Here is a 13,042-nt window from a genome sequence, read left to right as displayed (position 1 = left end):
ACTACTTAATCTCCCAATAGTGATCTATTGAAAATATACCGATTGCTTTGTCATTCGAAACAACAGAGAAATCCATATAGTACTTAATAAAATCTAATGCTCGGTGCCTTCCATCAACAACAGCAACATTAAGTTTATATTTTCCTGAGAGAAGATTACATTCTCTAATCACAAACCTGACGCAACCTTGAGAATCAATACTCGACAATTTAATTCTTCCGATTTCTGTATTGTTTCCATATATAAGATTCTTATCTGATGTATAAATACCTACACCAAAAATATATTCACTTTGCTCATTATTGACTTTATAATCAATCTCTAAAGTGACTTGCTCTCCTGCTTGAATTACATTAGTACTACCTCCCTTACTGTTTATTATTCTAGCTTCAATAATCTCTACTTCTTTGGATCCCCATCGAATATCTTCTCCTTGTTGGGGTTCTTCTGAATTTAACGGGGGAGCATCAATATTTTGAGCAGATGAACTAGCATTACCATTGTTATTCTTAATATCTATTGGTTGTTTCTCTTTATTGAAGTCCTTTTGCCTCTGTTCTACAAATTTCATGTTCATGTGCTGAGTATATAAATCCACTACACGATCAGGCTCTCCTTGAGTAACTATTCTACCTTTATCCATCCAAACAACTCTGTCACAAATATTTTCAATCGTCCCCAAATCGTGAGCCACAATTAATATTGTTGCACCGTTCTGTTTAAAACTTTCTATTTTATCAAAGCATTTTTTTTGAAAATTCGCATCGCCTACAGATAGTATCTCATCAATTAAAAGTATTTCCGGGTCTACGTTTATTGCAACTGAAAACGCTAGTCGCATATACATACCAGAGGAATATGTTCTCACCGGATTTTCTATAAAATCCCCTAATTCTGAAAATTCAATAATATCATCTATTTTGCTATCTATCTCTTTACGTGACAATCCGAATATCGATGCATTTGTATATATATTTTCACGACCAGTAAAATCCGGGTGGAAACCTGCTCCTAACTCAATTAAGCTAGAGATTCTCCCATTTACCTTTAGGATCCCCTTATCTGGGTACAGAATTTTAGTAATCAATTTTAATAAAGTACTTTTTCCACAGCCATTATGACCAATTAAACCTACAGTCTCACCCTTATTAATGCTTAAACTCACATCATTAACGGCATTAAAATTAGTAAAGTTACTACTTCTTAACCTAAGCATTTTTTCCTTTAAAGTAACCGACTTATCATGATAAATCTTAAACGACTTACTAACATGTTCAATACAAATTGCAAAATTATCTATCATACCTATAACTCCTCAGCGAAGGTCTTTTCTAGTTTCCGGAAAATTAACAATCCAACTATCAATACCAAAAGACTAATAAAAAATGAATAAGACAGGGAAGTCCATTCAGGTTTACTACCATATAACAAGATTTGCCTAAACGAATTTATTATTGGTACCATTGGATTATAACTAATTAAATCAGCTACACTTCGAGGGAATATCTCTATGCCATATACAATTGGAGTTAAATAGAACCAAATCATAATAAATATTCCGACTAAATGTTCTAAATCTCTGAATCTCACATATAATGATGATAAGATCAGAGACAATCCTATTGTAAATATAAATGCAACTAGTAGCACGATCGGTAACCAAAGAATATTGAATGTTAGTGTAACGCCTGTTAGTATAAGTGCCGGAAAAACTATTACAAGACCAAAAAGATAATTCATTAAATTAGTACAGACAATTGAAAGAGGGAGAATCATCCTTGGGAAGTAAATTTTTTTCACAAGATTAGCATTAGTAACGATACTCGTCGTTGCACCTTGAAGGGATGATGAAAAAAAAATCCATGGTAATAGTGCAATAAAAAGAAACATTGGATAATTCTCTTGGGTATTTCTTAATAAAAATGGAAATACAATTGAATAAATAGTCAGCTGTAACAGAGGGTTCACAAACGTCCATAAAAATCCAAGAAGAGAACCTTTATAACGAGACCTAAGTTCCTTCCTAACAACGCTGACCAGCATTTGTCTAAATTTATATATTTCCTTCAATTCATTTACCATCTTTTTTTACTACCACCTAATTATTTAAGTATTTTATTTAGTAGCCTCATTAAATGGATTAAGCAAGTCGCGAATTTCATGATGCATTCTGCGACTTGCTTATAATCTAAAAAAACATCAATTATTTTTAGACTGAAGAGTCAAATCACTCTCCACCATCATTCTTACTAATTCCTCAAACCCTACCTCTAGCTCCCAACCCAGCTTTTCTTTTGCTTGTGAACAATCACCTAAGAGCAAATCCACTTCGGCTGGCCGTACGAATTTAGGGTCAATGACAACATAGTCTCTCCAATTCAACCCAACATGAGCAAACGCTATTTCGACCAATTCCTCAACAGTATGAGTCTCACCCGTTGAAATCACAAAATCTTCAGGTTTGTCCTGCTGAAGCATTAACCACATTGCCTTAACATAATCGCCTGCAAAGCCCCAATCCCGTTTGGCATCTAGGTTGCCCATTCTGAGATCTTTTTGTAGTCCTAACTTAATTCTTGCAGCAGCTGTGGTTACTTTCCGGGTAACAAATTCAATACCACGACGTGGTGATTCATGATTAAATAAAATTCCTGAGCATGCATAAAGATCATAACTTTCTCTATAGTTAACTGTGATCCAATGGCCATAAACCTTTGCAACACCATATGGGCTCCGTGGATAGAATGGAGTTGTTTCAGTCTGTGGCGTTTCCATCACTTTACCGAACATTTCACTGCTCGAAGCCTGATAAAATCTTGCTTCAGGTTTTTTTGACCGCACTGCCTCCAATAAATTTGTAACTCCGATCCCTGTTATCTGGCCAGTTAGAGAAGGTTGGTCCCACGATGTTCCAACAAAGGACTGTGCAGCAAGATTATATACTTCATCAGGATTTGATATTCTTATTGCATTTACTAGGGAGCCTTGGTCAAGCAGGTCCCCTTCAATAAACTCAATCTCATTTTTTATATGCTCTATGTTATCCATAACAGGTGTACTCGTTCTACGTCGTAATCCATAAACCTTATAACCTTTCTCAAGCAGTAAATCAGCCAAGTAGGACCCGTCCTGTCCTGTAATTCCTGTTATCAGTGCACTTTTTTCCATCTTTATAATCCCCTTATTCTCATGAATATTATAGATATTGTTCCAATTTCTGCATTCGTAACTCTTTCAATAACGTCTTTACCTCCTGAGCCTTATCTTTCGCACATATAAGAGTAACATCTTCTGTATCTACAACAATTAAATCTTCAATACCTAATGTTGCGATCAGCTTACCGTTACTTTCAATAATGCATCTTTTTGTGTCCAAATTTAGAATGTTACCTCTAATAACATTACCATGTTCATCTAGATCGTTTATTCGCTCTAGCGCAGTCCAACTTCCGACATCATCCCAACCAAAAACACATGGAATGACAAAAATATCATCTACTTTTTCCATAATACCATAATCAATTGATTGATCTGGCATTTTTATAAATTCACTCTCTATAATCTCGTTTCGATTTAAAAATTTAAATCCATTTTTCATCGTTTCCAATACATCATGCACTTCTGGCATTAAAATTTCAAAATAACTCCTTATAACTTCAGTTCTCCAGATAAATATGCCACTATTCCAATAGAAGTTACCCGCTTCCAAATATTTTTCAGCAGCTTCCAGATCAGGTTTTTCAACAAACTTATTTACCTTAAAGACCTCTAGGTCATTAATATATAATTTTTCCTGTGTGCTCTCAATATACCCATAACCTGTTTCTGGGTATGAAGGTTTTATCCCTAAAGTTACTAGGCTTTTATTATCCTGAGCTACCTCAATACCTGTCTTAAGTATTTTAATAAACCCTTCTTCATTCTCAATTATATGATCAGATGGCAATACAACCATTGTGCTATCTGGAAATTTCTCCTCAATAACTATTGAAGCTAGTCCAATGCAAGGTGCAGTGTTTCTACCTATAGGTTCTATTATTATATTATCGTGCGGTAAATGAGGAATTTGTGCTTTAATTAATTCAGCATACAGACCATTTGTAACAACAAATACCCTTGTGATATCAATCAACTTCTCTAAACGTTCAATTGATTGCTGAATCATAGACTTATTACCAGAAATATTTAAAAATTGTTTAGGAAGGTTAGTCCTGCTTTTAGGCCAGAATCTTTCCCCTTTACCACCAGCCATTAGTACACAAGTAATATCCATATTAGCCTCCAAACTTCCATTTATAGATATAGTCAAGGCGCTTTTTCACTAATTGTCCTACCTCTTCCGGAGAATATTTAGTTCTAACATTCTCCATACCGCTAGCAGCAATTTGTTTATAATAAGTTATATCTGAAACCAACCTCTTCATATATAACGATGCATGCACTATATCTGGGTCAGCCCACATTTGATATGCCCTATATGGCCCATGATCTCGTCCAACTTGTATTAATTTAAAATTCACTGGGCAAGAGTTACTACTATTCATAAAATCAGTGTTTGACGACCAATTGGTTCCGATAACTGGCTTACCCAAATACATTGCTTCAGCTAGCCCCAAGCCAAATCCTTCACTTCGATGTAGAGACACAAAGCAGTCTATAACTGAAATCAAGGCATTTATATCATTTCGGCTGATTGTATCCTTAATCAAATAAATATTCTTATAGTCACTAGTAAGTTCCTTAAGCTCGTCCAGTTCAGCTTTACCACTATTATATGAGTTTACTTTCAGTACCAATCCAACTGATCGATCGTCAGGCTCGAAAGCTGCTTTAAAAGCTTTAATCACAGCCTTAGGGTTCTTACGTTCTTGATAACTCTTAACATCATACATAGATAAAAACAGGAAGACTCCCTCGGGCAGACCAAAGAACTCTCTATTACGAACTTCATTTATGCTAACCTGAATGGAATGCGGTATTTTCACCACAGGAACAGGACTTTTCATAGCTATTGAATCTGCCACAAATGTAGAGGGAGCCCAAATTTCATCAACAAGATCAAAAGCCTCTAACCATTCATCTGGAAAATCTGGTAACTCCCAATGCCAAAAGCCGATATTATATCGATTTTGAAACAACGAATTTCCATATTGAGCGTAGACCTCCATCATTTGTTCGGCATTAATATGAAATATATTAATATTGTATTTAGGTTCTTCAATTTCCTTCGACAACCATGTAAGGTCAGACATTCTAGCACTATTCGTGCCCTTAAAATTTATTATTCCAAAAGGGATACCCGCGGAATCCAAACTATTAGCAGCTATTCGACATGATTCTCCAATACCCATCTCCGCTCGTGCATAACCCAGTAGGTTTACACCCTTTTCCAGGTTATTGCTGTAACTTTGATTTTGAGTCTTTTCTAGAGGATAAGCTTTCTTCAAAAGAGCCCTTTTCACCCTTTGCCTAAAGCCGGGAGATAACAAGCGAGTTATAAGAGGCTTTGTAAAGACTGCTAACTTATATGTAAATTGATATATTACTTTTTTAATATACAACACCACCGGATAACAAATATACGTAGAACAGAAATCTAGCCCCATTCCTTTCATTATGCTAGAATATTGTCGTATCTACAAGAAAAGGAGCTAAATACGTTGTCGAATCCAGTATACGGTAAAAAAGCCGCCGCGTCGAGAAAAGGTGAGACGGGATCGGTTTTGTTTTGGGTGTTAATATCAGTAATTATTCTGTTCCTAGCTTGGACGCCATTCCAGACGGCTCTATTTAACGGACAAATGTTAGAATTTGAGAAACCGATTTTCTGGGCTGCTATTTTGGCTTGTCTACTACTATTTCTCTGGATTGCTCATTCCTATAAAAGCATCCAATTAAAAGATCAAAAAGATTGGCTGGCCGTGGGTGTGCTTTTACTCCCCCTAACTTACATACTCTCACTCATTAACGCCGCCTCCCATGTTCTTGCCATGAATATGGTAATCATTAATTGTATCTACGCCATAATGTTTATCGTCGGTTTATATGTGCTACGTGAAAAATTAGGGAATCGAATCGTTCAAATCACGATTATGACGGTTGCTTATCTGATCGTCGGTTTCGGCTTGCTCCATTGGTTTGGGCAAGGCAAGACTGCAGGTGGTATTGCAAAATGGTTTTCCAATACCGTTTTAAACGGCACGTATACCCATGCCGTTATGATTGACTCTAACGGTCTGCGTCTGACTTCGGTGTTCCAATACGCGAATACATATGCTGCTTTTCTCATGGCATTCCTTTTCGCAGCCGTCTTTTTCGTTACAACATCCCGTAAATGGTACGGGCAAGCCTTTCATAGCTTCATGTTGGTACCTATCATCGTATCACTGCTCTTGACGTTATCTCGGGGCGGTCTGGTGATGTTACCTGTTGTGTTTGTTTTATTGCTCCTATTCCTGAAACCAGCTAAACAACTATTGTGGATCTTGTACTGCGGTATAGCGGGCGTGACATCACTGATCATTTCCAAACCGGTAACAGAGCTAGGGTTAAAGTTAAATGAAGCCTTTAGCAGCACTGGTGCCCTTAAGGGCTGGGGCATTTTGCTTGGTGCTTCCGCTATTGTAGGATTGCTCGGATGGGTAATACAAAGTTTTATTGCGCCCAAACTTGAACGGTCTTTAGACAATTGGTCGGCTAAAAAAGCCTCAAACTTATGGATTCCACTCGGTTCCGTAGCAATTGGAGGCTTGCTGATCTTCCTATTCATCGGTACCGGATTAAAAAATATACTTCCGCAAAACATCAGCGTCCGACTCGAAAATATTAACTTTAATCAGCACAGTGTTCTGGAACGTTTTACATTCTATAAAGACGCCATGAAGGTGCTAGCTGACTACCCGATCATTGGGGCTGGAGGCGGAGCATGGGCTTCACTCTATGAGCAATATCAGAACAACCCATATACAAGCCGTCAAGCCCATAACTTCTTTTTGCAGTACTTGATCGAAGTCGGAATTGTCGGATTTGTGATATTCATGTCGTTTATCCTGTATATTTTCTACAAGTATATTCGCGGTTATATCAAAGGGAATGAAGACGATCGGAATAGTCACTTCCTTTATCTCATCATCGTCCTTTCCATTTTGATTCATAGTATTTTGGACTTTAACATGAGTTATGTGTTCATGGGAATTCTTGTATTCCTAGGACTTGGCGGAATGGCTGCCGTAATGGATAATAAACCAATGAAAAAATGGAGCCTCAAAGATTCAACGGCCAGAGGGGCATATAGTGCAATCGTTGGGCTTTGCGCTATTCTTGTCATGATTACATCTATCCGGTATGTACAAGCCGCCGACTCGGGAATGGAAGCACGCAGAATCGTTCAGGTCAGCTCTTCATTTGAGGAAATTAAGGCTCCTCTCGATAAGGACTTGAGTATACGCCCAAGCCATCCCGACTCGGTATTGTTAACTGCATCACTCTATCAGACTATATATAAGCAAGAACAAGATGAGAATTTTTATAATGCATCTGTTGATCTACTTAATAAAGCGTTAAAAGCTGAACCATATAACAAGTCTATGCTAAGTCGATTAATTGAAAGTTACGAAATGAAACAGCAACCGGAGCAAGCCTACGAAGTACTTATCAACAATGCCTATAAATTTAAATGGGACATTAACTGGTCCGAACAGATTATCAATAAAGGTTATGATCTAGGGACGAAGGCACTTGGCACAGGAGACCTAGCAACGAAAGACAAGTACTTCAAGCAAGCAACCGAGGCATTTGCCGAGGTTCAGACAGGTATTCAGCATTTAGCTACATTACCGGAAGGACAACTGCAAGGGCGCTCATTTGAGAACACACCAGATATGATCCTCCATGCAGGCAAAATGTACTACATGATGAATCAACCGGAGCAAGCATCAGAAGCTCTTAAGCTTGGCATACAAGAAGATCTCTCGCAGACAACCCAACAGGAGATTGTACGTTGGTATCTGGCAGCATTACAAAAACAAAACTTGAGCGATGATGCCCTTATGGGGAAACTTACCCAAGTTGATCCAAATGCGAAGCAAAATGTTCAACAGATTACTGATCTTCAATTCTAATTAAAAAAGGGACAGTTCATGGTAGAAAATCTCTACCCAACCGTCCCTTTTTCTTATCGGTTTATGAAATTGCCCCTACTACTGCACTTTCGTCAAAACCCCACTCAAATAAGCAATCAAATCATCTCTCAAATCCTCCCGCTGCAATGCATAATGAATACTGGTTTCAATAAAACCCAGCTTTTCGCCGACATCATGGCGCATCCCGTCAAAATGATACGCATAGATCGAGCTCCGATGAGCTAAGGTGGAGAGCGCATCGGTCAGTTGGATCTCCCCGTTCTTTCCAATCTCCTGATTCTCCAGTAAATCAAAGATTTCCGGCGGCAAAATATAGCGGCCCATGATGGCCAGGTTGGAAGGCGCCTCGGCACGGGAGGGCTTCTCTACCAATCTTGATGTTTCATAGATTCGTTCTGATTTCTGAAGTCCATCTACGATCCCGTATCGGTCCACTTCGTCCCAGGATACCGGCTGAACGCCTACAATGGCAGATTGATAGGTATCATATACCTTCATCATCTGCTTGAGACATGGAGTCTCAGACTCTACAATGTCATCGCCTAGCAGCACAGCAAAGGGTTCATCTCCAATGAACTTACGTGCGCACCAAATGGCATGACCCAGCCCCTTAGGCTCCTTTTGACGGATATAATGAATATCTGCCATGTTGGAGGGCTTACGCACTTCTTCGAGGAGGTTCCATTTCCCTTTCTCAGCTAGGTTATGTTCCAGCTCAAATGATGAATCAAAATGATCCTCAATCGCCCGCTTTCCCTTACCCGTCACAATGATAATGTCCTCGATGCCGGAAGCGACCGCTTCCTCGATGATATATTGTATGGTCGGCTTGTCCACAATAGGTAGCATCTCTTTCGGCATCGCTTTCGTGGCCGGCAGGAACCGCGTACCAAGCCCAGCGGCCGGTATGATTGCTTTTCGAATGTTCATCCTATCTTCTCCATTCCCGTAAATCTCCCATATTGATGACATTGTATCATGAGTCCGGCTAACCCATCGATTAAAATCGGTTTTTGTCAAAGGCAGGCGGCTTATTATTCGTGGCTTTGCCGCTGAAGCCGAGTTGCCCTTCCCTTCACTTATCGGTTTTGATGTGGCTTTTTCAAGGAGAGACAGAAAACTGGAGATGATAACCTTCCAACTTTAACCATGGAAAGCCCCACTACCCTCCGATATACTAGTACGAAACTTCGATGGACTAAAAAGCCAAAGGAGCTGGTTGCTGATGAAAGAGAGAGACGCCTATTTCGATAACCTCAAATTCATACTGATCCTGTTGGTGGTTGTAGGGCATCTCATCGAGCCGTTTAACGGCGAACCCGGGATGGGAACGATCTATCAGTTCATTTACTCGTTTCATATGCCGCTGTTTATTTTTGCGGCCGGTTATTTCGCCAAGTACATTCAATCCCCCAAACAATACGTCGGCCTGCTGTCGGGACTGGTCGTGCCGTATTTCATATTCGAGACGCTCTATACCCTGTTCGACTATTATATGCAAGGCTTGGATCGGCTCGATTTCACGTACTTTTACCCCAACTGGATCCTGTGGTTCCTGTTCAGCATGATGCTGTGGAAAATGCTTCTACCGTACCTGCTGATGCTCAAATACCCGCTCGTCGTCTGTTTCGCGATGTCCATCATGCTCGGGTACTCGATCGATGTCGACTATTACGCGAGCATTTCACGCACGCTGTATTTCCTGCCTTTTTTTCTCATCGGCTTTTATTTTAAAAGGGAATGGCTGGATGCCATCAAGGCCCGGCCATTTCGACTGCTATCGATCATCCTGCTCTCCGCCGGATTTGTCTTGCTGTACGTCATATCGCCGATCCTGCCAACTAACTGGTTCTACGGAGCGATGCCTTACCTGGAGTTTGGCTTGGACTCGTGGTATGCAGGCTTCTACCGTATGATCACCTACGCATTCACCGTCATCATGGGACTGTGTGTCCTCTCCCTCATCCCGGAGTCGGATACGCCCTTCACCGACCGGGGGGTTAATACCATGTACGTCTTTTTGCTTCACGGGTTCATCGTCAAAACGATGCAGCATCTGAACTGGTTCGAAGCGTTCTGGTCCACGGGAGGCAAGCTGCTGCTGATCCTGTTCGGCGCACTCTTGACCTGGCTGCTATCCTCGTCTTGGATCAAGCGAGGGTTCGAGTGGATCGTCGAGCCGAACGTCGGGTTCCTATTCCATTATCGATCCAAGCATCACCATGAACACGCTGAAAAGAAGCGTTCCAACGCAAAAAGGAGTGATGCCTAACTTGGCATCACTCCCTCATATTAGCTCAGTCTATACGCAATACGCGTGCTGCTTCCTTACTTCACCAACTGCCCCCGCGTAACGCCAAGCTGGTTGGTGGCCTTCAGCTTCTTCCACACCTGGGTGCCGCTGATCTCGCCGCGCAAGGCGCGGTTGTAGAGATCGATGACCTCATGGACTTGTTCCGGTGTTTCCTCGAGGAACTCCACGCGATAGCTGGATACACCCAGCTCCATGAAGTTGGCCAGGTACTCGGCGCCGGATTGCTCGATGGCATTGTACACCGTGTTACGGCAGCCTTCGTCGACCCGAACCGGATGGGACATGCCGATCCGGTCCTGCAGGGACACGCGGCTCTCTTCGCACGGACGACCGCAGTTCGTGAAGTCCGTTCCTTCGCTCAGGAACGTACAGTAAACGCAGTGCTCCGTATGGAACATCGGCAGATGCTGATGGATGACGATCTCCATCTTGGACGTGTCGGCCTTGCCGAGAAGATCCACCATCTGCTGGATGTTCAAGTCATAGGAAGGCGTGACGGTGTCGCATCCGGCTTCGACGAACAGGTCAACCGCCTTGTGGTTGGCAATGTTCAGGGAGAAGTCGCCGATCAGCCGGGGATGCTTTGCCCCCGGGTTCTCCATCCGGTGGCGCAGGTAGAAATACAGCGCACCGGTGTTGCGCACCAGCACGGCGTCCGGCTGGAGGCGCAGGATGTTGTTGTGGTAGCCGTTCTCGCCCGGCATGTGAATGCGCGGCGTTGCCAGCGCAATCTGTTTGCCGGCTGCACGCACGGCTTCCACCGCTGCCGGGAACTGCTTGATGAACTCGAAGTCGGCGTAGATCATCCCAACGCCGGCCGCAAGCGCAGCCTCAACCTGCGGGAGGCTGCGGCACAGCGCGGTGAGCTTCGCTTCACCGCGAGCCACGGGCGCTGCGGGCACAGCCGCATCGCCATACACCGACACCGCCCGTTTCACGTACACGGGCGGCTTCGGCCGCTCGCCAGCGAGCAGCTCCACCGCACGGCGGCGGATGCTGTTGAGCTCGCGAATCGGCACGATGACGTCGCCGTACAGGTCGACGTCAAGTGCCTCGAGCTGGAACACCGTTCCGCCCAGGCGGCCAAGCTGCTCCTCCAGGATCTCCTGGCTGAGCGGCCGCTTTTGGGCAATCTCCAGTTCCAACTCCGAATCCACCTGGACCGTCGTGCCCTTCTGCACATCGGTCCACCAGGTCGACAGCGGCTGTCCGGGACGGCCGCTGACACGCACATGTACCGGGAATACCCGGTACGGCTTCTCCGTCTCGTACGTCTGACGAAGGCGCTTATCCAGCGCCGGATCGTTGGTCTTCCAGATCCGGTCGCCAACATGCAGCTTGCGCAGGTCTACATCGCTCCGGCCAGGAACGATATCGACGATCCAGCCTTCCTGGGCTTCACCCTCCAGCTTGACGCCTTTACGACGCACATCGTAAACACGTCCGCCTTCTTCTTTTTTCGTCGGGTCGCCAGCATCGAACACGATACCGTCCCCGCGCTTCAGCGGCGCATCCAGCTTGCAGACGACACCGTCACGCAGAATCTGTTCTACCCGGCCGAGATACACGCCGCGGCTTTTCGGGAACGTACCCTCGACGAGCTTTTTATTGTTCGTTCCATCTAGGAAGCCATGGGTGAAGCCGCGGGAGAAGCTCTGCTGCAGCTCACGCACCTCTTCCTTGCTCGGTCTTGCATCTTCGCCGTCAAAATACCGGTCGATCGCCTTCCGGTACTTGCTCACGACGTTGGCTACATATTCCGGACTCTTCAACCGGCCCTCAATCTTAAACGAGGTCACGCCCGCTTCAATCAGCTCCGGCATCAGATCGATCGCAGCTAGATCCTTCGGAGATAGCAGGTAGGCGACGTCGCCCATCGGCTTCTGCTCACCATCCACGATCAGATCATACGGCAGACGGCAGGCCTGCGCGCACTCTCCGCGGTTAGCGGAGCGGCCCCCCCACATTTCGGAAGTCAGGCATTGACCCGAGTAGGATACACACAATGCACCATGCACGAATACTTCCATCGGTAGCTTCGCCTGCTCCCCGATCTTCTGGATTTGCTTCAGATTGTTCTCACGTCCCAGTACGACACGCTCCATATTGAACGGCTTCGTGAACTCGACGGCTTCCGGCGACGTAATCGTCATCTGCGTAGAGCCATGGATCGGGAAATCCGGGGAAATCTCGCGAATCATTTTTACCAAACCCAAATCCTGCACGATCACCGCGTCCACGCCGGCATCCACGCACGCATCGATCAGCTCCTTGGCATCCTCCAGCTCGTTTTCGAACACCAGAATATTGAAGGTCAGGAATCCCTTAACCCCATAACTATGCAAAAAGGCCATAATTTCCGACAGCTCGTCCATCCGGAAATTGTTCGCTCGTGCGCGCGCATTAAATTTCTCGACCCCAAAAAAGATCGCGTCTGCCCCGTTCGCCACCGCAGCCCGCATGCAATCCCAATCCCCTGCAGGGGCCAGCAACTCCACGTCTTCTCTTCGTAGTGCTTTCGTGTCCATCTATATCCTCCCAGGCCGGTTCAAGCCGGCGTGCTGTGTACTACTATTCTTTCATTGAA

9 protein-coding genes are annotated in these 13,042 nt (G+C 43.8%); 2 read left to right on the top strand and 7 right to left on the bottom strand.

The annotated features are described in order from the left end of the window. Nucleotide 1 precedes the first annotated feature (1 nt). From ABEW73_RS28155 to ABEW73_RS28135, 5 genes are all read right to left on the bottom strand, one after another. The gene (locus tag ABEW73_RS28155; RefSeq protein ID WP_430170437.1) at nt 2–1,303 is read right to left on the bottom strand and encodes an ABC transporter ATP-binding protein; all 1,302 of its coding nucleotides are present in this window, start codon (nt 1,301–1,303) and stop codon (nt 2–4) included. A gap of 2 nt (nt 1,304–1,305) precedes the next feature. Then, nucleotides 1,306–2,082, bottom strand: coding sequence for an ABC transporter permease (locus ABEW73_RS28150; protein WP_430170438.1), 777 nt, complete (start codon nt 2,080–2,082; stop codon nt 1,306–1,308). 117 nt (nt 2,083–2,199) lie between these two features. Further along, nucleotides 2,200–3,168 (bottom strand): GDP-mannose 4,6-dehydratase, encoded by a 969-nt coding sequence (gene gmd, locus ABEW73_RS28145; protein ID WP_430170439.1) that lies wholly within the window; start codon nt 3,166–3,168, stop codon nt 2,200–2,202. A 28-nt stretch (nt 3,169–3,196) separates the two neighbouring features. Beyond that, nucleotides 3,197–4,273, bottom strand: a complete 1,077-nt coding sequence (locus ABEW73_RS28140; RefSeq protein WP_430170440.1) for a mannose-1-phosphate guanylyltransferase — start codon at nt 4,271–4,273, stop codon at nt 3,197–3,199. A 1-nt stretch (nt 4,274) separates the two neighbouring features. Next, nucleotides 4,275–5,447, bottom strand: coding sequence for a glycosyltransferase (locus tag ABEW73_RS28135; protein WP_430170442.1), 1,173 nt, complete (start codon nt 5,445–5,447; stop codon nt 4,275–4,277). A gap of 213 nt (nt 5,448–5,660) precedes the next feature. Between ABEW73_RS28135 and ABEW73_RS28130 the strand changes: the two genes are divergently transcribed. Further along, the gene (locus ABEW73_RS28130; RefSeq protein ID WP_430170443.1) at nt 5,661–8,120 is read left to right on the top strand and encodes a Wzy polymerase domain-containing protein; all 2,460 of its coding nucleotides are present in this window, start codon (nt 5,661–5,663) and stop codon (nt 8,118–8,120) included. Between the two features lie 78 nt (nt 8,121–8,198). On the opposite strand, the gene galU is transcribed toward ABEW73_RS28130, so the two are convergent. After that, nucleotides 8,199–9,071, bottom strand: coding sequence for a UTP--glucose-1-phosphate uridylyltransferase GalU (gene galU / locus ABEW73_RS28125; RefSeq protein WP_430170445.1), 873 nt, complete (start codon nt 9,069–9,071; stop codon nt 8,199–8,201). Nucleotides 9,072–9,366: 295 nt separating this feature from the next. On the opposite strand from galU, the gene ABEW73_RS28120 reads away from it, so the two are divergent. Beyond that, complete coding sequence (locus ABEW73_RS28120) at nt 9,367–10,413, top strand: acyltransferase family protein (RefSeq protein ID WP_430170447.1); 1,047 nt, start codon at nt 9,367–9,369, stop codon at nt 10,411–10,413. A 56-nt stretch (nt 10,414–10,469) separates the two neighbouring features. On the opposite strand, the gene ABEW73_RS28115 is transcribed toward ABEW73_RS28120, so the two are convergent. After that, complete coding sequence (locus tag ABEW73_RS28115; protein WP_430170448.1) at nt 10,470–12,983, bottom strand: DUF3656 domain-containing U32 family peptidase; 2,514 nt, start codon at nt 12,981–12,983, stop codon at nt 10,470–10,472. Nucleotides 12,984–13,042: the final 59 nt, after the last annotated feature.

The sequence above is a fragment of the Paenibacillus lautus genome, assembly GCF_050482385.1.
GTDB classification, from domain to species: domain Bacteria; phylum Bacillota; class Bacilli; order Paenibacillales; family Paenibacillaceae; genus Paenibacillus_AQ; species Paenibacillus_AQ lautus_B.
This window is presented reverse-complemented; position numbering and strand designations above follow the sequence as displayed.